This window comes from Streptomyces tardus (assembly GCF_018101125.2).
Classification (GTDB): domain Bacteria; phylum Actinomycetota; class Actinomycetes; order Streptomycetales; family Streptomycetaceae; genus Streptomyces; species Streptomyces tardus.
This window is the reverse complement of record NZ_JAELVF020000001.1, coordinates 1,035,035-1,055,228: the sequence shown is the minus strand read 5'-3', so window position 1 is coordinate 1,055,228 and position 20,194 is coordinate 1,035,035. Positions and strand designations below refer to the sequence as shown.

Genomic DNA, 20,194 nt, shown 5'->3' with positions numbered 1-20,194 from the left:
CCTGGACCGTCCCCGCCGACGCGGGGAGCGAGCCAGCTGACCCGGGGTTCCCTCCGGCGAGGGGCCGGGCTGGGCAACTTTCAGAGCACCGGACAATCCCCACGCCGGGTGTTCCGGCTGTGCGCACAGGACGGGGACGTCGCCCGGCTGCTCCGAGGCCCGGCGGGCTGCCGCCTCCGCACGCGGGAGCACAGGCAAGCACCTCCCGCTGTCGGTTGGCGGCCACCAGCGGCCCAGCGCGGGTTACTCGGCGCGGAGGAAGGCGCTGGTGGTGACCTGGCCGATCCTCCGCAACCGGCTGCCGCCGTCGGCGAGGTGCTTGTCGGTGGCCTCCTTGACGCCGGGCCACACGCGGTCGTCGTAGTCGTCGACGACGACCACCGCGCCGGGCGCGGCCAGTTGCTCGACCCATTCGAGGTCTGCCTTGACGCCCTGCGCCGAGTGGTCGCCGTCGACGACGATCACGCCGAACTCGCTGCCGGCCAGCGCGGTGTGGATCTCCGGGTCGGTGGAGTAGCCGCGCAACAGGCGGAGCCGGTCGGGGAGCACGCCGGTGTAGTGCAGGTTGGCGCGTACGACGTCCTCGTTGATCGGGGTGCCGGAGGCGTCGACGTCGATCGTCATTTCCTCCTGGAGCTGTACGGAGGCGATCGGGTCGACGATCGTCAGCTCGTACGGGATGCCGGCGCGCAGCAGCTGCCGGGCGAGGCAGCCGGCGAACAGGCCGTACAGGGTGCCGATCTCCAGCACCCGGCCGTTGGGCGGCTGCAGCAGCGGCGCGGTGGCGAGTTTGCCGAGGATGTTGGAGGTGCCGCCGGCGATCCGGCCGACCCCGCGGTTCTCCGCCTCGACGAGCGTGCGGTACGCCTGGATGACGGCGCGGCGCGCGTGCTTCTCGCCGGTGACGTCGCCGACCTGCTTCGTCACGGCCGCGATCTGGCCGGGCCCCGGGTGGCGGTTGAACCGGCGGCCGTCGCTGCCGAGCAGCAGCTCGGTGCTGTGCTGCTGCTCCCGGAGGCGCTTCAGCTCGTCCCTGGTGTCGCGCAGTTCCCTGCGCACCTTGCGGTCGATGCGTCGGTCGATGCGGTCGAGGACGGGGCGCGCGGCTTTGCGGAGGAGAAGGCTCATGTCGCGGACGCTAGTGGCGCCGGAAGTGCCGGGTCAGCAGGTTCCGGTCCGGAGTACGCACTCCTGGGACACCTTTCATCCGGTGTTCTCGACACTCTTCATCAGACGTTCAACCCGTGTGCGGTGCTCGAACGGCGCGGGCGCCCCGGAGCTGCTTCTCGGCCTCCTCTGGGAGCGCCGGCCGGGCAGGCACCTGCGCCGGGACCGCCGGGCGCCGCGGCCGGGTGCATCGGCCGCGCGCCCGGCGCGGAGCTAGCGCACCGCTGCCGCGACGGCCTCGGCGACCGGCACATCCCCGTTGACGAGCTCCAGGGTGTGTCCCACCGACAGGGGTTCGTCCAGCAGCGCGAGCAGTACCGCGGCCACGTCGTCCCGGGTCACCTCGGAGCGCCCGGTGTGCGCGGCGAGCTCTACCCGGCCGGTGCCGGGGTCGTCGGTCAGACGGCCGGGCCGCAGGATCGTCCAGTCCAGGTCGGTGCGGGCCCGGACGGCCGCGTCGGCGGCGCCCTTGGCGCGCAGGTACGTGGCGAACACCGGGTCGGCCTCGGCCGGGGGCTCGCCGTCGACGCCCATGGCCGAGACGACCAGCAGCCGCCGTACGCCCGCCCGAGCCGAGGCGTCGGTGAACAGCTCGGCCGCCGCCCGGTCGACGGTCTCCTTGCGCGCCTCGCCGCTGCCGGGTCCCGCACCGGCCGCGAACACCGCCGCGTCCGCGCCCCGCAGCAGCTCGGAGACCTCTTCGACGGATGCCGACTCCAGGTCGCAGACGAGCGGTTCGGCGCCCGCCTCCTGCACCAGGTCGGCCTTCTGCGGACTGCGGATCAGCCCGAGGGGCGTGTCTCCCCTGGAGCGGAGCAGCCGCTCCAGGCGCTGGGCGATCTGTCCGGCTCCACCTGCGATTACTGTGCGCATGCTCCGACGTTACGCCGGTGCCGGCCGCGCTGGTGCTACCCCTGCGCCTGGCGCGGCAGTTCGGGCGTGCCGGCCGCGTCCGCGTCGCAGAACTCCCGCACCGCGCTCGTTCTGGCGACCACTCGGCCCCGGTGCAGTACGACCCTGCTGTACGCCAGTGACAGTGCGCCCTCCAGCGTCTCGCCGCGCACCGCCAACAGCTCGGCGGGGAAGCCCGGTTCGACGCGTACCGCCGGCAGACCGAGCGCGGTACGGGCGCCGGCGCTGACCGCCTCGTACCCCTCCGCCGCGCTCACCGCGCCCTGGGCGGCGAGCAGGTACGCGGCCTCCAGCGGGTCTCCGCGGCCCACCGGGTTCGCCGTGTCGCGCACGGCGCCGCTGCCGGCCGCCACCCGTACGCCGGCATCCTGCAGCACGCGCAACGGCGCTGTGGCAAAGGGGAGTTGGCGGTCGGTCAGGGCGCAGCCACCCTGCGGCAGGAGGGTGACGGTCGCGTTCGCGGCGGCGAGGCGGTCGGCGACGTCCGCGACCGTGTGGCCTGCCATCCGGCCGAGACCGCCGCACGGGCCGACGGTGACGGGGGCCCCGACTCCGCCGACGGCGCCGGCCAACTCGGCCAGCCGGGCCGGATCGCGTGCGTCGGTGTGCAGGTCGACGGCGCAGCCGTGCTCGGCGGCGATGTCCAGCAGCGTGGCGGTGTACTCGGCCGGGTCCGGGTCGAGGTCGGGACAGCCTCCGATGGCCGTGGCGCCCATGCGCACCGCGTCCTCGACCATCGCCGCCGTGTCCGCGCCGGCGATCCCGCTGAGCAGCCTGGGTACGGCGACGGCGGTGAGTTCGGTCAGTCCGCGCAGGGCCCGCCGGGCGGCGAGCACGGCCTGGAGGGTGGCAAGACCGTCCCGGCCGCCGATCGGCACATGGGTGCGCACGGCGGTCGCGCCGTGGCCGAGCTGGAGCAGCGCCGCATCGGTGGTGCGCCGTTGGATGTGCGCCGGCTTGCGGGAGGGCGGCAGTCCGCGGGCGGGGGCGGTGAGTGCGGTGTCGTGGTGGGCGTGCGGTTCGGCGGGCGCCGGGAGCAGCAGATAGCCGGCGAGGTCCATCCGGGGCGGCCGGTCGGCCTCGTCGCGGGGCAGGCTGCCCGCGGCGCTCACGGCGTCGATCCGTCCGTTGCGCAGCCGTACGTCGACGGTGCGGCCGTCCTTCAGCCGGGCGCCGGTGAGGAGCAGGCCCTTGCCGGTCGGTGTGGGGCTGGGCTGGTCGGGCACTCCCGGCCCCTGCGGCTGACTGTCGGCCATCGCACTCCCGCTCGCTCTGGCGGGTGTGCGGGGGCGCGCACCCGCGCGGATGGACGCGGGACACCCTGGACGGATGCCGCGTGATCATGGAATGCGTCGAGGGTAGGACGCTCTCCGCCCGCTCCCCGGCAGGCCGGGAATAGTCGTACGGACGTGGTGTGTTGCACCTTCGGGAGCGGTGTGGAGGGCGCATCCGGCGGGGGTCGGAAGGGCCCTCGCGAGGGCCGCGGATACGGATTTCACGTTCGGCGGCAGAGCGTGTAATGTCTTCCTCGCTCGCCCCAATAGCTCAGTCGGCAGAGCGTCTCCATGGTAAGGAGAAGGTCAACGGTTCGATTCCGTTTTGGGGCTCTGATGTGCAAGGCCGTCCGCCTTAGGGCGGGTGGCCCTCGCATCGTGGCGGCGTAGCTCAGTCGGTAGAGCAAACGGCTCATAATCGTTGTGTCACCGGTTCAAGTCCGGTCGCCGCTACTCACTCTCAGTAGCCGATTGTGGGGTCGGTCCCTTCGATCGGCTACTCTTTCTGTGTTAATCACCTGTCCATCCGCGTCCAAGGAGCACTCACGTGGCTGCCACCGACGTCCGCCCGAAGATCACGCTGGCCTGCGTGGAGTGCAAGGAGCGGAACTACATCACCAAGAAGAACCGGCGCAACAACCCGGACCGTCTTGAGATGAAGAAGCACTGCCCTCGTTGCAAGGCGCACACCGCGCATCGCGAGACGCGATAAACAAGGCTCGTTTCCGGAGGCCGTCCCCGTAACAGGGGGCGGCCTCCGGGCGTTGCGCGCCGGATTCGCTGCGATCGCGTGTGTGTCCCGGCACGTTCCGGCGGTGTTGTTCGTTCATCGGACCGGTTCGTTCGCGTTCGAATCCGTTCGTTCGGACCGGTTCGTCGTTCGGCCCGGCCCGGGCCCGATCCTGTGCGGACCGGTTCTCTCAGATGACCGGCTCCGTCGGTCGGCGGAAGTATCAGGAGGCACGGGGTCATGGCGCTCGATCAGGCATTCGTCGGCCGGAGTTATCCGCCGACCGATCCCTATGAGGTCGGCAGGGAGAAGATCAGGGAATTCGCCGAGTCGATCGGGGAGGACAATCCCGTCCACACCGATCGGGAAGCGGCGAGGGCTCTCGGCTATCCCGACGTGATCGCTCCGCCCACCTTCGTCTTCGCGATCAGCTTCAGCGCCGCCCAGGACGTCGTGCACGACCCGCAACTCGGCCTGGACTACGACCGGGTGGTCCACGGCGACCAGCGGTTCGTGCACCACCGCCCGGTGCGGGCCGGCGACCGGCTGACCGTCACCTCGACCATCGAGGCGATCAAGTCCCTTGCCGGCAACGACATTCTGGACATCCGCGGCGATGTTCACGACGAGTCGGGCGAGCTGGTGGTGACCGCTTTCACCAAGCTGGTCTCGCGTTCGCTGGAGGGCAGCTGAGATGACGGCGCACACACCGATGACCGCGAAGGTCGCCTACGCCGACGTGGAGAAGGGCACCGAGCTGCCCCCGCGCAGCTTCCCCCTCACCCGGGGGGCGCTGGTGCGCTACGCGGGCGCCTCCGGCGACTTCAACCCCATTCACTGGAACGAGGACTTCGCCAGGAAGGTCGGGCTGGAGGACGTCATCGCGCACGGGATGCTCACCATGGCCTCCGCCGCCCGTGTGGTGACGGACTGGGCCGGCGACCCCGGCGCGCTGATCGACTACGGAGTCCGCTTCACCCGCCCCGTCGTCGTGCCCAACGACGAGCAGGGCGCGCTGATCGAGGTGTCCGCGAAGGTCGCCGCCAAGCTGGACGACGAGGCCCGTACGGTCCGCGTCGATCTGACCGCGACCAGCAAGGGCCAGAAGGTCCTCGGCCGCGCCCAGGCCGTCGTGCGCCTGGCCTGACGTGCCGCGCCGCCGCGTCCGTGCACCCCGTCCACCGCGGGCGCGGACACGGCGGCGCCGTAGTCTGTGCCCGTGCAGGAAGAATCCAACGCCCCCCTCGCCCCGCTCACCACATTGCGGCTGGGCGGTCCCGCCCGAGTGCTGGTGACCGCCACCACTGACGACGAGGTCGTCGCGACCGTGCGGGAGGCCGACGAGCGCGGCACTCCGCTGCTGATCGTCGGCGGCGGCAGCAACCTGGTCATCGGTGACGAGGGCTTCCCCGGCACCGCCCTGCGGATCGCCACCCGGGGCTTCCGGCTCGACGGCACCGGCCTCGAACTGGCCGCCGGCGAGAACTGGTCGGAGGCCGTCGCCCGCACCGTTGAGGCGGGGCTGGCCGGTATCGAGTGCATGGCCGGCATCCCCGGCTCGGCCGGCGCCACCCCGATCCAGAACGTGGGCGCGTACGGCCAGGAGGTCGCCGACACCGTCACCGAGGTCGACGCCTACGACCGCCGCGAGCGCCGCCTCGTCACCGTGCCCGCCGCCGAGTGCGCCTTCTCCTATCGGCACAGCCGGTTCAAGTCGGAGCCGGACCGCTTCGTCGTGCTCCGGGTCCGCTACGCGCTGGAGGACGCGGAAGGCCTCTCCGCGCCGTTGCGCTACGCGGAGACCGCGAGGCTGCTGGGCGTCTCAGTCGGCGACCGCGTGCCCGCCGCGCAGGCCCGCGAGACGGTGCTGAAGCTGCGGGCCGGCAAGGGCATGGTGCTGGACCCCGAGGACCATGACACCTGGTCCGCCGGTTCCTTCTTCACCAACCCGATACTGACCCTCGCCGAGCACGAGAAGTTCCTCGCCCGCGCCGCCGAGCGGCTCGGCCCGGACGCGGCGCCGCCCGCGTACCCGGCGGGGGAGGGGCGGGTGAAGACCTCCGCGGCCTGGCTGATCGACCGCGCCGGCTTCAGCAAGGGGTACGGCACGGGCCGCGCGCGGATCTCGACCAAGCACACCCTCGCGCTGACCAACCGCGGCGAGGCCCGCACCGACGAACTGCTCGCGCTGGCCCGCGAGGTGCGCGACGGCGTCCACGCGGCCTTCGGCGTGACGCTGGTCAACGAGCCGGTCACGGTGGGCTGCTCGCTCTGACCCCGCGCCACCGGGGCCCGCACCCAGCCTCCGGCGTACGTCTGCCCGCCGGCATACGCCTGTCCGGAGCCGTACGCCGGCACGGGCCCAGCTGCGGCCCGGTCGCTCCCGCCGCGTGCCGGTCCGGCCCGCGTCGGTGCGCCCCGGCGCGCGCCGCCCGGCCCGGCACGCGATCCGCCGGGCCCGCCGCGGGGTTTCAGCTCCCGGCCGGCTCCGCCGCGAGCCAGGCGTCGATGTCCGCCAGGATCGCCTTCCGCTCGGCCTCGTCGATACGACCGCCGCGCACCGACTGCCGCGCCAGCTCGGCCAGTTCGACGTCGGTGAAGCCGTGGTGCTCGCGCACGAGCTCGTACTGCGCCGCCAGCCGGGAGCCGAAGAGCAGTGGGTCGTCCGCACCGAGCGCCATGGGCACTCCCGCGTCCCAGAGGGTGCGCAGCGGCACGTCGGCGGGCTTCTCGTAGACCCCCAGGGCCACGTTTGACGCCGGGCACACCTCGCAGGTGACCTGTGCGTCCGCCAGCCGCGCCAGCAGCCGCGGGTCCTCTGCGGCCCGTACGCCGTGGCCGACCCGCCCGGCGTGCAGGTCGTCCAGACAGTCGCGCACGCTCGACGGACCGGACAGCTCACCGCCGTGCGGTGCGGCGAGCAGCCCGCCGTCCCTGGCGATGGCGAAGGCACGGTCGAAGTCCCGGGCGAATCCCCGGCGTTCGTCGTTGGAGAGCCCGAAGCCGACGATGCCCCGGTCCTTGAACCGCACCGCGAGCCTGGCGAGCGTTCTCGCGTCCAGCGGGTGCTTCATCCGGTTCGCCGCGACCAGCACCCGGATCGGCAGACCGGTGTCGCGGGTGGCGGCGGCGACGGCGTCGAGGATGACCTCCAGGGCGGGGATCAGACCGCCCAGGCGCGGCGCGTACGAGGTGGGGTCGACCTGGATCTCCAGCCAGCGGCTGCCGTCCCGCACGTCCTCCTCGGCGGCCTCGCGCACCAGGCGCTGGATGTCCTCCGGCTCGCGCAGACAGGACCTGGCCATGTCGTAGAGCCGCTGGAAGCGGAACCAGCCGCGTTCGTCGGTCGCCCTGAGCCTGGGAGGCTCCGCTCCGCTCAGGGCCGGCGGCAGGTGCACGCCGTACTTGTCGGCCAGTTCGAGCAGGGTGCCCGGCCGCATGGAGCCGGTGAAGTGCAGATGCAGATGCGCCTTCGGCAGCTGACGGACATCACGAACATGTGCACGGGGCTGAGGGGGACGCTCCCCGGAAAACTGCTGCTGCATTCCAGGATCTTGCCGCATTGTCGACAGGGTCGGAAGTCCGTTTCCCCGAACGAGCGCCGAACCGAACATCTCCACGCCCGGAACCGAACGCAGATCGGGGTGTTCCGGAAGAATCCGGAACACCCCGATCACGCCGGAAGGCCGGCAGGCCAGCGGTGCGACGTCAGTCGGAAGCCTCCGCGAGGAGCTTCTGCACGCGCGAGACGCCCTCGGTCAGATCGTCGTCGCCGAGCGCGTAGGACAGCCGCAGGTACCCCTGGGTGCCGAACGCCTCGCCCGGTACGACCGCGACCTCGACCTCCTCCAGGATCAGCGCCGCGAGCTCCACCGAAGTCTGCGGGCGACGGCCCCGAATCTCCTTGCCAAGCAGGCCCTTGACCGACGGGTACACGTAGAACGCGCCCTCCGGCTCGGGGCAGTCGACGCCCTCGATCTCGTTCAGCATCCGCACGATCGTCCGCCGCCTGCGGTCGAACGCGGCGCGCATCTCCTCCACCGCCGACAGATCGCCGGAGACGGCGGCGAGCGCGGCGGCCTGCGCGACGTTGCTGACGTTGGAGGTCGCGTGCGACTGGAGGTTCGTCGCGGCCTTCACCACGTCCTTCGGGCCGAGGATCCACCCCACCCGCCATCCGGTCATCGCGTACGTCTTGGCGACGCCGTTGACCACGATGCAGCGGTCGGCCAGCTCCGGAACGACGACCGGCAGCGAGTGGAACTCCGCCTCGCCGTAGACCAGGTGCTCGTAGATCTCGTCGGTGAGCACCCACAGGCCGTGCTCGGCGGCCCAGCGCCCGATCTCCTCGATCTGCTCCCGCGAGTAGACCGCGCCCGTCGGGTTGGACGGCGAGACGAACACCAGAACCTTCGTACGGTCCGTGCGCGCGGCTTCCAGCTGCTCGACGCTCGTCCGGTAGCCGACGGTCTCGTCCGCCACGACCGGCACCGGCACGCCGCCGGCCAGCCGTACGGACTCGGGGTAGGTCGTCCAGTACGGGGCCGGGACGATGACCTCGTCACCCGGGTCCAGGATCGCGGCGAAGGCCTCGTAGATGGCCTGCTTGCCGCCGTTGGTCACCAGGATGTTGGCCGGTTCGACGCGATAGCCGGAGTCGCGCAGCGTCTTGGCCGCGATCGCTTCCTTGAGCTCGGGCAGACCGCCCGCCGGGCTGTAGCGGTGGAACCTCGGGTTGCGGCACGCCTCGACGGCAGCTTCGACGATGTAGTCGGGCGTGGGGAAGTCGGGCTCGCCCGCGCCGAAGCCGATGACCGGTCGCCCGGCGGCCTTCAGCGCCTTGGCCTTGGCGTCCACGGCGAGCGTCGCGCTCTCGGAGATCGAGCCGATCCGCGCCGACACCCGGCGCTCGGTCGCGCTCACGGTGGCGGAGGACTGTGCGGGGTCCGACTGTGCGGAAGGAGTTGTAGCACTCATACAGCCATCGTTTCAGGCCGGGGACGATCCGCGCACATCAGCCCGCAGTGCGATACGCCCGGCCCGTGCTCCGATACGGGGGCCCGGTCGCCGACCCGGCCCCGCGTCCCCCGGCGCCGCAACCAAGACGCGCCGGCGGAACGTCCGAACGCCGCGGCAGGGCTCTGAGGACCTGCGCCGGTGCATCCCGGGAGAGTGCCTCGCAGCGGCTCCGAAACCGGCTCGACACCCGCCCGAACAGGGGCGAACCGGCCGTCCACAGCTACGTGTTCGACGACCGGCCCAGGACCACGTACACTCGTCCGTCGTTGGCCCCGGTCACCACGAGCAGTGCCCGTACCAGGTGTGAATCAGGTGCGGCCTGCGGATGGGGTAGGTTGGGGACACACAAAGGGTCGTAGCTCAATTGGTAGAGCACTGGTCTCCAAAACCAGCGGTTGGGGGTTCAAGTCCCTCCGGCCCTGCTCACGCATCTTCACCACGGTGCGTGCATGCGTACGTACTGAAATGCACGGCCGTGCGGCAGGGACTCGACGCTGCACGGCCATGACCCCGGATCAGGTGAGGACGAGTGGCCGAGATCACGGACACCCCCGAGGTTCCCGAACCCGGGCGGTCCTCCGACGACAAGAAGCCGCGTCGCGGGGGCAAGCGGGGCAAGAAGGGCCCGTTCGCCCGCCTCGCGCTTTTCTATCGGCAGATCGTCGCCGAGCTGCGCAAGGTCGTCTGGCCCACGCGCCGTCAGCTGTTGACCTACACGTTCGTCGTGATCATCTTCGTTCTCATCGTCATCGGCCTGGTGTTCGTGATTGACTATGGATTTGGAGAAGTCGTCAGTTTTGTCTTTGGCTGACCGCTCCGCGGAGGCGTCGGACGGCGCTGAATCCGTATGTTCCACATCCATAAAGCCAGGAAGAAGCAGCTACCGTGTCTGACCCGAACCTGAACGATGTCGTCGAGCCTGCCGAGCCCACCAAGGGCGGCGAGGCCTCGCTCGGCAACGTCGAGGCTTCGTCCTCCCCGGAGGCACCCGCAGGGGACGGCGCGGACAAGGCCGAAGCTGCCGCCTCCGCGGAAGCCGCCGAGCCGACCGAGGCCGAATCGGCGGAGTCCTCGGAGGCTTCTGCGGACGCCGCGGACGCTGCCGCCGACGCGGACGCTGCCGACAGCGAGGAAGAAGCAGCGGAGCAGGAGGAGCCCGAGCCGGTCGACCCGGTCGTCGCCCTCCGTGAAGAGCTCCGCATGCTTCCGGGTGAGTGGTATGTGATCCACACCTACGCGGGTTACGAGAACCGCGTGAAGACCAACCTCGAGCAGCGTGCCGTCTCGCTCAACGTCGAGGACTACATCTTCCAGGCCGAGGTGCCGCAGGAAGAGGTCGTCCAGATCAAGAACGGCGACCGCCGCACAGTCCGCCAGAACAAGCTCCCCAGCTACGTGCTGGTGCGCATGGACCTGACGAACGAGTCCTGGGGCGCCGTCCGCAACACCCCGGGCGTCACCGGCTTCGTGGGCAACGCCTACGACCCGTACCCGCTGACCCTGGACGAGGTCGTCAAGATGCTCGCGCCGGAGGCCGAGGAGAAGGCGGCCCGCGAGGCGGCCGAGGCCGAGGGCAAGCCGGCGCCGAGCCGCAAGGTCGAGGTCCAGGTTCTGGACTTCGAGGTCGGGGACTCGGTCACCGTCACCGACGGCCCGTTCGCGACCCTCCAGGCGACGATCAACGAGATCAACGCCGACTCCAAGAAGGTCAAGGGCCTGGTGGAGATCTTCGGCCGCGAGACCCCGGTCGAGCTGAGCTTCGACCAGATCCAGAAGAACTGAGCCTCGCAAGCAGGCATCGAGAAGCGCCCCCGACCGCTGGACGACAGCGGGACGGGGGCGTTTCTCGTTTTCGCTCTCTTCCTCATGGCCGACCCTTCGGCCCTCCCCGGGCTCCCGCCGCCCGCTCTGCCGCGCGGCGAACGCCCCTGCCGCCGCGCGCAGTTGACGACCATGCAGCGCGCTGGCGGCTGAGCGAACCGTTGACGCTCCGGACAGTCGTAGACGCAAACACATGGAACTGCGCGGATCGGCGATGGATCGGCTCAGCTACCGGCGGTTGACTGAGGGGAACCGAGCAAGAGCAGCCAGGGCCAAGGGGAATGCGATGTACACGATCACCGGATCCACCGGACATGTTGGCGCGGTCGTCGCCGAGGAACTGCTGAAGCGGGGCGCTCCCGTCCGGACGGTGGTGCGGGAGAGGGCCGGGGGAGAGCGGCCGGCGCGGCTCGGAGCCGAGGCAGCGACCGCCGACCTGGGGGACCGGGAGGCGTTCGCGGAGGCGCTGCGCGGGAGCAGCGGCGCGTTCGTCCTGCTGCCCACCGTCGTGACCGGCGGCGACGTCGAGCACCGTGCGCTGGCCGACTCGATCGCCGGCGCGGTGTCCGACAGCGGGGTGCCGCACGTGGTGATGCTCTCCTCGATCGGAGCCGAACTGGCCGAGGGGACCGGGCCTGTCCGTTGGCTCTGCCATCTGGAGAACCTGCTGCGCGGTACGGGCACCGTGCTGAGTGCGATCCGCTCCTGGCACTTCCAGGAGAAGGTCGAGACGCTGCTTCCCGCGGTGCTCGGAGCGGGTGTGTACCCGGTCTTCGGCGACACAGTCGACGTCCCCACTCGGATGATCGCCACCGCCGACATCGGCCGGGCCGCCGCCGGGGCGCTGCTGGAGCCGCCGACGCGCAGCGAGGTCGTCGATCTGGAGGGCCCGCAGTACACCGAGCGGGAAGTCGCGGAAGCGCTGGAGTCGATACTCGGCCGCCGGCTGGAGATCGTCACCATCCCCCGGTCCGGCTGGGTCGACTCGCTCGTGGAGGCCGGCCTGCCGCGGGTGTTCGCCCAGGAGCTGACGGGGCTCCACGACGCCGAGCAGCAGGGAATCCTGAAGTTCCGCGGCGACCGGCGGCACGCCTGTACGACCGGGCTGGAGGAGACGCTGCGCCGGGTGCTGGCGTAGGCCGGTGGCGCGAACACCGCGGCCTGACTCGGGCCCTGCGCGTCCCGGGCCCGCGCAGAGGTGTTCCTGCCTGCGCGAACCCGGGGCTCGTCCGTCTGTTCGACCGCACTGACCAGCCGGTTTCCTCGCGCGGTGGGGAGGGGCTATCGTTGTGCGGTATGCCTGCGACCAGCCGGTCCCTCGCGGGGCGGCACGTCGGCGGGCAGACACCAACACTCTCACTCAAGACCCGGAGAGAGCATGCCTCCCAAGAAGAAGAAGAAGGTCACGGGGCTGATCAAGCTCCAGATCCAGGCCGGTGCGGCCAACCCGGCTCCGCCGGTCGGCCCCGCGCTCGGTCAGCACGGCGTCAACATCATGGAGTTCTGCAAGGCCTACAACGCGGCGACCGAGTCGCAGCGTGGCTGGGTGATCCCGGTGGAGATCACGGTCTACGAGGACCGTTCCTTCACCTTCATCACCAAGACTCCGCCGGCCGCGAAGATGATCCTCAAGGCCGCGGGTGTCGAGAAGGGCTCCGGCGAGCCGCACGTCAACAAGGTCGCGAAGATCACCCGCGACCAGGTTCGTGAGATCGCCACCACGAAGATGCCCGACCTCAACGCCAACGACATGGACGCCGCCGAGAAGATCATCGCCGGCACCGCGCGTTCCATGGGCGTCACCGTCGAGGGCTGAAACCGCCCGTCTCTCAGTGCCCCCGTGGCCTGAACCACCGTGGCAGGGCCAAGCGCTGGCCCGTACCACGACTCCCACCCGCCTCAGCGGTCCGTCCGCGAGGCAAAGATCTGTCAGGAGCAGAAGTGAAGCGCAGCAAGAATCTTCGCAGCGCGGACGCCAAGATCGACCACACGCGGCTGTACGCGCCGCTTGAGGCCGTGCGTCTCGCCAAGGAGACTTCGACCGCCAAGTTCGACGCCACCGTCGAGGTGGCCATGCGCCTGGGCGTCGACCCGCGCAAGGCCGACCAGATGGTGCGCGGCACCGTGAACCTCCCGCACGGCACCGGTAAGACCGCCCGGGTCCTGGTCTTCGCGACCGGCGACCGTGCGGTGGCCGCGGAAGCCGCCGGCGCCGACATCGTCGGTGCTGACGAACTGATCGCCGAGGTCTCCAAGGGCCGCCTGGACTTCGACGCCGTCGTCGCCACTCCGGACCTCATGGGCAAGGTCGGCCGCCTCGGCCGGGTGCTCGGTCCGCGTGGTCTGATGCCGAACCCGAAGACCGGTACGGTCACCCCCGACGTGGCCAAGGCTGTCACCGAGATCAAGGGTGGCAAGATCGAGTTCCGCGTCGACAAGCACGCCAACCTGCACTTCATCATCGGCAAGACCTCGTTCGACGAGACCTCGCTGGTGGAGAACTACGCGGCGGCGCTCGACGAGATCATGCGTCTCAAGCCGTCCGCGGCCAAGGGCCGTTACGTGAAGAAGGCGACCATCACCACCACGATGGGCTCCGGAATCCCGGTCGACGGCAACCGCACCCGCAACCTTCTGGTGGCGGAAGAGGCTGTCTGAGCCTCGCGGTGAGCCGAGTCTCACGCATCCCGGCCCCGTTCCCCCACCAGGGAACGGGGCCGGAGTCGTTCGAGTCCGTGCGCTACGGTGACCGAACGGGACAACTCGGCCCGGCGGTCGGACGGTTGGCAGAAAGGGGCGGGCATGAGCAGCACACGCAGGGGGGCCGTGCACGCTGCCGGACTGGCCGGAGCACTGCTGCTGACCGGCTGTGACGATCCCGCGGGCTCGGGTGTCGAGAGCGCGTCGGAGAAGTCCCGTACCGCCGCTGTGAGTGCCGTGACGGCAGCGGCCGAGCGGACCAGTGAAGCGGACTCCGCGAAGGTCACCACGACGGTCAAGTCGCCGAACGGGCTCGTCGGTGACGTGCGGCTGTCCGGTGTCATGGGCTGGGGCCCGCTGGTGGCCGACCTCGAAGTCGACACCGGGGAGGCCGCGAGCTCCTTCCTCCCGGCTTCCGGGCGGCTGGTCTGGGTGGAGGACACCCTCTACCTCGGTTCCCAGAACAAAGGGGCAACGGCGCCCGGTGGCAAGGAGTGGATGAAGCTCGACCTCGGCGACGCCCTTGCGGAGGCCGGCGCGAAGGACCTCGCCGGCGGTCTGGGTGAGGTGAACAACCAGGACCCGAGCCGGATCATGGCCCTGCTGCGCTCCGCACCGAACGTTCGCCACCTCGGTCAGAAGCGCGTCGACGGTGCCACCGCCGAGCACTACCGGGGCACCGTCACTCCCGCCGAGGCCGCCGAGGCCGGCGGCGGCCTCGATTCGCTCGGCGAGTCCGAGCGGTCGGCACTGCTGAAGGATCTGCGCGATTCCGGTGTGAAGAGCTACACCATCGAGGCCTGGGTCAAGGACGACTTGCCGCTGCGCATCCACACCACTGTGGACAGCCCGGCGGGGAAGATCTCCGTGGTGCAGAAGCTCTCGGAATACGGCGTCGAGGTGAACGCGAAGGCTCCGCCCGCGGAGGAGACCTTCGATGTGGCGCCGCTGCTTGAGCGGTTCGCCGATCTCGGAGCCTGAGCCGGCGAGGTGTGAACCGCCGCCGGGACGGGAAGACTTGGCGGATTTGCCTGCGCCGCCCTGCTCCGTCTACTCTGGCGCGGTAGCCAAAGACCGCTGGTCGTCTCCGCGCACAGTTAGTGTGCGGCGTCCGAAGGCCCCGCTGGCGCGGGCGGCCCGTGCAGGTAAATGAGGTAGCAGCTCCCGGTGGAGAAATTCATCCGGTCGAGCCACGCCCCGTGCGCCTGCGCCGGGGCGTTTGTCGTGTGCGCGTGTCAGGTGGGGCGTCCTCGCTCCCGATCCGGGCGGTCCGGCTCGCAGGACCGATCGAGAGGTCGGTTGACGATCATCACCCGGAAGGAGGCCGAGGCCCATGGCGACGCCCGACAAGGTCGCAGCTGTGGCGGAGATGACGGACAAGTTCCGCAACTCCAACGCCACTGTGGTCACCGCGTACACCGGGCTTTCCGTGGCTCAGCTCAAGGAGCTGCGCCGCTCGCTCGGTGATAACGCTCAGTACCGTGTGGTGAAGAACACGCTGACCAAGATCGCGGCCAAAGAGGCCGGGGTCAACGCGCTCGACGAGTTCCTGACGGGCTCGACGGCTGTCGCTTTCGTTACCGGTGACCCGGTAGTTGCGGCAAAGGGTCTTCGTGACTTCGCCAAGGAGAACCCCGCTCTCGTCATCAAGGGCGGTGTCCTTGATGGCAAGGCGCTGTCCGCCGACGAGATCAAGAAGCTCGCGGACCTCGAGTCCCGCGAGGTGCTGCTCGCCAAGCTGGCCGGTGGCATGAAGGCGTCCACGGCCAAGGCCGCGGCGACCTTCCAGGCCCCGCTCACGAAGCTCGTCCGCACTGCGGACGCGCTGCGCGACAAGGTCGAGCAGGGCGGTGCCGGTACGCCGGCTCCCGCCGAGGCTGCCGAGTAAGAACCCTCAGCAGTCCAGCGGGCCCGTACGCCCGCCGCAATGTACATCCGGCACCAGCCGATTAGTGGAAGGATCGCCACCATGGCGAAGCTCACCCAGGACGAGCTGCTCGCGCAGTTCGAGGAGATGACCCTCATCGAGCTCTCCGAGTTCGTGAAGGCCTTCGAGGACAAGTTCGACGTCGAGGCTGCCGCTCCGGCCGCCGTCGCCGTTGCCGCTCCGGGCCAGGGCGGCGGCGCTGCCGAGGCCGAGGAGGAGCAGGACGAGTTCGACGTCATCCTCACCGGTGCGGGCGAGAAGAAGATCCAGGTCATCAAGGTCGTGCGTGAGCTGACCTCGCTGGGTCTGAAGGAAGCCAAGGACCTGGTCGACGGCACCCCGAAGCCGGTTCTGGAGAAGGTCACCAAGGAGGCCGCGGCCAAGGCCAAGGAGTCCCTTGAGGGCGCCGGCGCCGCTGTCGAGGTCAAGTGACCCTGCTGAGTCTCGCGCGGCCCGTTCTGCGAGCCGTCTGACTCGGTGCCGTTCCGTTCGGGACGGCGTCACACGAAGGGCGATCACCCGTTGGGGTGGTCGCCCTTCGGCGTTCTCAGGTGTTCGAGTGACAGTCGAGAGCGCCCGGGGGCACCGGGGGTAGGGTGATCATCGTTGCCGGTGCGAACCGCTTCGCAGCCCCGCCCGCGGTCGGCAGGGCCTTGACGAACGGCACACGGCAAGCGATTCTCAGGACGCTGCTCGACAGCGATCGGCCGGCACACAGGCGGCGCTCCTGGGTGGCGAGGACGGTCGGCGGCTGGCGGCAGCAGACGATCCACATCGATTTCGGGTCCGAGGCATGGATCGCAGAGGAAGTGGGAAGTCTTGCGGCAGACGCCGAAGGAGGCCGCTCGACGCGTAAGGCAGGGTCCTCTCGGGCCGGGTGCACAGCCCCGGCCGAGGCCCTGAAGGCAATGGAGGAACAACGAGGGAGCGATCCCTCCCGGAGGGAGAGAGAGGCACTGCGCCGATCTCCGGATATCCGCTCTGGACATCAGTGTGCCTTGTGGCTACACTGACACTTTGCGCTGCCTGTTAGTTGCCTCCTGCCGTCACCCGGGGGCACCGGTATGCGCGTAGTGAGTCCGAGCCCTCGGAAGGACCCCCTCTTGGCCGCCTCGCGCAACGCCTCGACCGTCAATTCGAACAACGGCGCCAGCACCGCCCCATTGCGTATCTCCTTTGCGAAGATCAGGGAGCCTCTCGAGGTTCCCAACCTTCTTGCGCTCCAGACCGAGAGCTTCGACTGGCTCCTCGGCAACGACGCTTGGAAGGCCCGCGTCGAGGCCGCGCTGGAGCGCGGTGAGGACGTCCCCAACAAGTCCGGTCTGGAAGAGATCTTCGAAGAGATCTCGCCGATCGAGGACTTCTCGGGGTCGATGTCCCTGACTTTCCGGGACCACCGCTTCGAGCCGCCGAAGAACTCTCTGGAAGAGTGCAAGGAGCGCGACTTCACGTACGCGGCTCCGCTGTTCGTCACGGCCGAGTTCACCAACAACGAGACCGGTGAGATCAAGTCTCAGACGGTCTTCATGGGCGATTTCCCGCTCATGACCAACAAGGGCACCTTCGCGATCAACGGCACCGAGCGCGTAGTCGTCTCGCAGCTCGTTCGTTCGCCCGGTGTCTACTTCGACTCCTCCGTCGACAAGACGTCCGACAAGGACATCTTCTCCGCCAAGATCATCCCTTCCCGGGGTGCCTGGCTGGAGATGGAGGTCGACAAGCGCGACATGGTCGGTGTCCGCATCGACCGCAAGCGCAAGCAGTCCGTCACCGTGCTGCTGAAGGCTCTGGGCTGGACCACGGACCAGATCCTCGAGGAGTTCGGCGAGTACGAGTCGATGCGCGCCACCCTGGAGAAGGACCACACCCAGGGTCAGGACGATGCGCTCCTCGACATCTACCGGAAGCTGCGTCCGGGCGAGCCGCCGACCAAGGAGGCCGCCCAGACCCTGCTGGAGAACCTCTACTTCAACCCCAAGCGGTACGACCTCGCGAAGGTCGGCCGGTACAAGATCAACAAGAAGCTCGGCGGTGACGAGCCGCTGAACTCCGGCGTGCTCACCAACGCCGATGTCATCGCGACGATCAAGTACCTGGTGAAGCTGCACGCCGGCGAGTCCGAGACGGTCAGCGCCGAGGGTCACGAGATCGTCGTCGAGACCGACGACATCGACCACTTCGGCAACCGCCGTCTGCGAAACGTGGGCGAGCTCATCCAGAACCAGGTCCGCACGGGCCTGGCGAGGATGGAGCGGGTTGTCCGCGAGCGGATGACCACTCAGGACGTCGAGGCGATCACGCCGCAGACCCTGATCAACATTCGGCCGGTCGTCGCCTCCATCAAGGAGTTCTTCGGCACCAGCCAGCTGTCGCAGTTCATGGACCAGACAAACCCGATCTCCGGGCTCACCCACAAGCGCCGTCTCTCGGCGCTCGGTCCGGGTGGTCTCTCCCGTGAGCGGGCCGGCTTCGAGGTCCGTGACGTGCACCCCTCGCACTACGGCCGAATGTGTCCGATCGAGACACCGGAAGGCCCGAACATCGGCCTGATCGGCTCGCTCGCCTCCTACGGCCGGGTCAACGCCTTCGGTTTCGTCGAGACTCCGTACCGCCGTGTCACCGAGGGTGTCGTCAGCGACGAGGTCGACTACCTGACGGCCGGCGAGGAGGACCGCTACGTCATCGCCCAGGCCAACGCCCCGCTGACGGACGACCTCCACTTCGCCGAGGACCGTGTGCTGGTCCGCCGTCGAGGCGGCGAGGTCGACAACATCCCGGGCACCGAGGTCGACTACATGGACGTCTCGCCGCGCCAGATGGTGTCGGTGGCGACGGCCATGATCCCGTTCCTCGAGCACGACGACGCCAACCGCGCGCTCATGGGGTCGAACATGATGCGGCAGGCAGTGCCGCTCATCAAGGCCGAGTCGCCGCTGGTCGGCACCGGCATGGAGTACCGCGCCGCGGTCGATGCCGGCGACGTCATCAAGGCGGACAAGGACGGTGTCGTCCAGGAGGTCTCGGCCGACTACGTCACCGTGGCCAACGACGACGGCACGTACACCACGTACCGCGTCTCCAAGTTCCACCGCTCCAACCAGGGCACCTCCTTCAACCAGAAGGTGCTCGTGGACGAGGGCGCCAGGGTGATCGAGGGCCAGGTCCTGGCCGACGGTCCCTCCACCGAGGACGGCGAGCTGGCCGTCGGCAAGAACCTGCTGGTCGCGTTCATGCCGTGGGAGGGCTACAACTACGAGGACGCGATCATCCTCTCCCAGCGTCTGGTGCAGGACGACGTCCTGTCCTCGATTCACATCGAGGAGCACGAGGTCGACGCCCGTGACACCAAGCTGGGTCCGGAGGAGATCACCCGGGACATCCCGAACGTCTCCGAGGAGGTCCTCGCGGACCTCGACGAGCGCGGCATCATCCGTATCGGTGCCGAGGTCGAGGCCGGGGACATCCTGGTCGGCAAGGTCACCCCGAAGGGCGAGACCGAGCTGACCCCCGAGGAGCGGCTGCTGCGCGCGATCTTCGGCGAGAAGGCGCGCGAGGTGCGCGACACCTCGCTGAAGGTGCCGCACGGCGAGACCGGCAAGGTCATCGGCGTTCGCATCTTCGACCGCGAGGAGGGCGACGAGCTGCCCCCGGGCGTGAACCAGCTGGTCCGCGTCTACGTGGCACAGAAGCGCAAGATCACCGATGGTGACAAGCTCGCCGGCCGCCACGGCAACAAGGGCGTCATCTCCAAGATCCTGCCGGTCGAGGACATGCCGTTCCTGGAGGACGGCACCCCGGTCGACGTGATCCTGAACCCGCTCGGTGTGCCTTCCCGGATGAACCCGGGCCAGGTCCTGGAGATCCACCTCGGCTGGCTCGCCTCGCGCGGCTGGAAGGTCGAGGGCTCCGAGGAGTGGATGGAGCGTCTCAAGGCGATCGGCGCCGACGAGGTCGCGCCGGGCACCAACGTCGCGACCCCGGTCTTCGACGGTGCGCGGGAGGACGAGCTCGCGGGCCTGTTCAACCACGCCCTGCCCAACCGCGACGGCCGTCGGATGGTCCAGCCCTCCGGCAAGGCGCAGCTGTTCGACGGGCGTTCCGGAGAGCCGTTCCCGGACCCGGTCTCCATCGGCTACATGTACATCCTGAAGCTGCACCACCTGGTCGACGACAAGCTGCACGCGCGCTCGACCGGCCCGTACTCGATGATCACCCAGCAGCCGCTGGGCGGTAAGGCGCAGTTCGGTGGCCAGCGCTTCGGTGAGATGGAGGTCTGGGCGCTCGAGGCCTACGGCGCCGCGTACGCGCTCCAGGAGCTCCTGACGATCAAGTCCGACGACGTCACCGGACGTGTGAAGGTCTACGAGGCGATCGTCAAGGGCGAGAACATCCCTGAGCCCGGCATCCCCGAGTCCTTCAAGGTGCTCATCAAGGAGATGCAGTCGCTCTGCCTGAACGTGGAGGTGCTGTCCTCGGACGGCATGTCCATCGAGATGCGTGACACCGACGAGGACGTCTTCCGCGCCGCGGAAGAGCTCGGTATCGACCTGTCCCGGCGCGAGCCGAGCAGCGTCGAAGAGGTCTGACGGGCTGGCCGGGGAGCGTTCCGCGACAGCAGGACGCTCCCCGGCTCTCCCCGGACCC

Annotated in this window: 18 protein-coding genes and 3 tRNA genes; 16 read left to right on the top strand and 5 right to left on the bottom strand. The window is 69.6% G+C overall.

Features of this window, described 5'->3' with window-relative positions; genetic code table 11:
- Window positions 1-243: 243 nt before the first annotated feature.
- The 3 genes from JGS22_RS04600 to JGS22_RS04590 all read right to left on the bottom strand — a co-directional run bounded on the left by JGS22_RS04600 (window position 244) and on the right by JGS22_RS04590 (window position 3,335).
- Window positions 244-1,128 (bottom strand): class I SAM-dependent methyltransferase, encoded by an 885-nt coding sequence (locus JGS22_RS04600; protein WP_211039061.1) that lies wholly within the window; start codon window positions 1,126-1,128, stop codon window positions 244-246.
- Window positions 1,129-1,380: 252 nt separating this feature from the next.
- A complete protein-coding gene (locus JGS22_RS04595) occupies window positions 1,381-2,040 on the bottom strand; it encodes an NAD(P)H-binding protein (protein WP_211039062.1) in 660 nt (219 codons plus the stop codon).
- 35 nt (window positions 2,041-2,075) lie between these two features.
- Entirely contained in the window at window positions 2,076-3,335 is a 1,260-nt protein-coding gene (locus JGS22_RS04590; protein WP_236073021.1) for an amidohydrolase family protein, read from the bottom strand.
- A gap of 278 nt (window positions 3,336-3,613) precedes the next feature.
- Between JGS22_RS04590 and JGS22_RS04585 the strand changes: the two genes are divergently transcribed.
- The 6 genes from JGS22_RS04585 to JGS22_RS04560 all read left to right on the top strand — a co-directional run bounded on the left by JGS22_RS04585 (window position 3,614) and on the right by JGS22_RS04560 (window position 6,358).
- Window positions 3,614-3,686 (top strand) — tRNA-Thr (locus JGS22_RS04585).
- A gap of 47 nt (window positions 3,687-3,733) precedes the next feature.
- Window positions 3,734-3,806, top strand: a tRNA-Met gene (locus tag JGS22_RS04580).
- Window positions 3,807-3,900: 94 nt separating this feature from the next.
- Window positions 3,901-4,065, top strand: coding sequence for a 50S ribosomal protein L33 (gene rpmG / locus JGS22_RS04575; protein WP_006347275.1), 165 nt, complete (start codon window positions 3,901-3,903; stop codon window positions 4,063-4,065).
- Between the two features lie 258 nt (window positions 4,066-4,323).
- Window positions 4,324-4,776, top strand: coding sequence for a MaoC family dehydratase N-terminal domain-containing protein (locus JGS22_RS04570; RefSeq protein WP_211039063.1), 453 nt, complete (start codon window positions 4,324-4,326; stop codon window positions 4,774-4,776).
- A 19-nt stretch (window positions 4,777-4,795) separates the two neighbouring features.
- The gene (locus tag JGS22_RS04565; protein WP_211039101.1) at window positions 4,796-5,230 is read left to right on the top strand and encodes a MaoC family dehydratase; all 435 of its coding nucleotides are present in this window, start codon (window positions 4,796-4,798) and stop codon (window positions 5,228-5,230) included.
- 72 nt (window positions 5,231-5,302) lie between these two features.
- Complete coding sequence (locus JGS22_RS04560; protein WP_211039064.1) at window positions 5,303-6,358, top strand: UDP-N-acetylmuramate dehydrogenase; 1,056 nt, start codon at window positions 5,303-5,305, stop codon at window positions 6,356-6,358.
- A 196-nt stretch (window positions 6,359-6,554) separates the two neighbouring features.
- Here the strand turns inward: JGS22_RS04560 and JGS22_RS04555 are convergent, their stop codons facing one another.
- Window positions 6,555-7,628, bottom strand: a complete 1,074-nt coding sequence (locus JGS22_RS04555) for an adenosine deaminase (RefSeq protein ID WP_211039065.1) — start codon at window positions 7,626-7,628, stop codon at window positions 6,555-6,557.
- A gap of 163 nt (window positions 7,629-7,791) precedes the next feature.
- Window positions 7,792-9,060 (bottom strand): pyridoxal phosphate-dependent aminotransferase, encoded by a 1,269-nt coding sequence (locus JGS22_RS04550; RefSeq protein WP_211039066.1) that lies wholly within the window; start codon window positions 9,058-9,060, stop codon window positions 7,792-7,794.
- Window positions 9,061-9,451: 391 nt separating this feature from the next.
- Between JGS22_RS04550 and JGS22_RS04545 the strand changes: the two genes are divergently transcribed.
- From JGS22_RS04545 to rpoB, 10 genes are all read left to right on the top strand, one after another.
- Window positions 9,452-9,524 (top strand) — tRNA-Trp (locus JGS22_RS04545).
- A 107-nt stretch (window positions 9,525-9,631) separates the two neighbouring features.
- The gene (secE, locus tag JGS22_RS04540; protein WP_211039067.1) at window positions 9,632-9,913 is read left to right on the top strand and encodes a preprotein translocase subunit SecE; all 282 of its coding nucleotides are present in this window, start codon (window positions 9,632-9,634) and stop codon (window positions 9,911-9,913) included.
- A gap of 74 nt (window positions 9,914-9,987) precedes the next feature.
- Entirely contained in the window at window positions 9,988-10,884 is an 897-nt protein-coding gene (nusG, locus tag JGS22_RS04535) for a transcription termination/antitermination protein NusG (protein WP_211039068.1), read from the top strand.
- A gap of 325 nt (window positions 10,885-11,209) precedes the next feature.
- Entirely contained in the window at window positions 11,210-12,061 is an 852-nt protein-coding gene (locus tag JGS22_RS04530) for an NmrA family NAD(P)-binding protein (protein WP_211039069.1), read from the top strand.
- 240 nt (window positions 12,062-12,301) lie between these two features.
- A complete protein-coding gene (rplK, locus tag JGS22_RS04525) occupies window positions 12,302-12,739 on the top strand; it encodes a 50S ribosomal protein L11 (RefSeq protein ID WP_211039070.1) in 438 nt (145 codons plus the stop codon).
- A 125-nt stretch (window positions 12,740-12,864) separates the two neighbouring features.
- Window positions 12,865-13,581: a 50S ribosomal protein L1 gene (gene rplA / locus JGS22_RS04520; protein WP_211039071.1), complete on the top strand. Its 717-nt coding sequence runs from the start codon at window positions 12,865-12,867 to the stop codon at window positions 13,579-13,581.
- Between the two features lie 144 nt (window positions 13,582-13,725).
- Window positions 13,726-14,604 carry an SCO4651 family lipoprotein gene (locus tag JGS22_RS04515; RefSeq protein ID WP_211039072.1) on the top strand — a complete coding sequence of 293 codons (879 nt, stop codon included), beginning with the start codon at window positions 13,726-13,728 and terminating at the stop codon, window positions 14,602-14,604.
- Window positions 14,605-14,956: 352 nt separating this feature from the next.
- On the top strand, window positions 14,957-15,511 hold the full coding sequence (gene rplJ, locus JGS22_RS04510; RefSeq protein WP_211039073.1) for a 50S ribosomal protein L10: 555 nt from the start codon (window positions 14,957-14,959) through the stop codon (window positions 15,509-15,511).
- A gap of 81 nt (window positions 15,512-15,592) precedes the next feature.
- Complete coding sequence (gene rplL / locus JGS22_RS04505; protein WP_211039074.1) at window positions 15,593-15,982, top strand: 50S ribosomal protein L7/L12; 390 nt, start codon at window positions 15,593-15,595, stop codon at window positions 15,980-15,982.
- A 671-nt stretch (window positions 15,983-16,653) separates the two neighbouring features.
- A complete protein-coding gene (rpoB, locus tag JGS22_RS04500) occupies window positions 16,654-20,136 on the top strand; it encodes a DNA-directed RNA polymerase subunit beta (protein ID WP_211039075.1) in 3,483 nt (1,160 codons plus the stop codon).
- The last annotated feature ends 58 nt before the right edge of the window (window positions 20,137-20,194 follow it).

Excerpts from the sequence above, each read along its gene's own strand:
- JGS22_RS04600 (WP_211039061.1), bottom strand. The coding sequence starts at position 1,128 with ATGAGCCTTCTCCTCCGCAAAGCCGCGCGCCCCGTCCTCGACCGCATC.
- JGS22_RS04595 (WP_211039062.1), bottom strand. The coding sequence starts at position 2,040 with ATGCGCACAGTAATCGCAGGTGGAGCCGGACAGATCGCCCAGCGCCTG.
- JGS22_RS04590 (WP_236073021.1), bottom strand. The coding sequence starts at position 3,335 with ATGGCCGACAGTCAGCCGCAGGGGCCGGGAGTGCCCGACCAGCCCAGC.
- JGS22_RS04570 (WP_211039063.1), top strand. The coding sequence starts at position 4,324 with ATGGCGCTCGATCAGGCATTCGTCGGCCGGAGTTATCCGCCGACCGAT.
- JGS22_RS04565 (WP_211039101.1), top strand. The coding sequence starts at position 4,796 with ATGACCGCGAAGGTCGCCTACGCCGACGTGGAGAAGGGCACCGAGCTG.
- JGS22_RS04555 (WP_211039065.1), bottom strand. The coding sequence starts at position 7,628 with ATGCAGCAGCAGTTTTCCGGGGAGCGTCCCCCTCAGCCCCGTGCACAT.
- JGS22_RS04550 (WP_211039066.1), bottom strand. The coding sequence starts at position 9,060 with ATGAGTGCTACAACTCCTTCCGCACAGTCGGACCCCGCACAGTCCTCC.
- JGS22_RS04530 (WP_211039069.1), top strand. The coding sequence starts at position 11,210 with ATGTACACGATCACCGGATCCACCGGACATGTTGGCGCGGTCGTCGCC.
- rplK (WP_211039070.1), top strand. The coding sequence starts at position 12,302 with ATGCCTCCCAAGAAGAAGAAGAAGGTCACGGGGCTGATCAAGCTCCAG.
- JGS22_RS04515 (WP_211039072.1), top strand. The coding sequence starts at position 13,726 with ATGAGCAGCACACGCAGGGGGGCCGTGCACGCTGCCGGACTGGCCGGA.
- rplJ (WP_211039073.1), top strand. The coding sequence starts at position 14,957 with ATGGCGACGCCCGACAAGGTCGCAGCTGTGGCGGAGATGACGGACAAG.
- rplL (WP_211039074.1), top strand. The coding sequence starts at position 15,593 with ATGGCGAAGCTCACCCAGGACGAGCTGCTCGCGCAGTTCGAGGAGATG.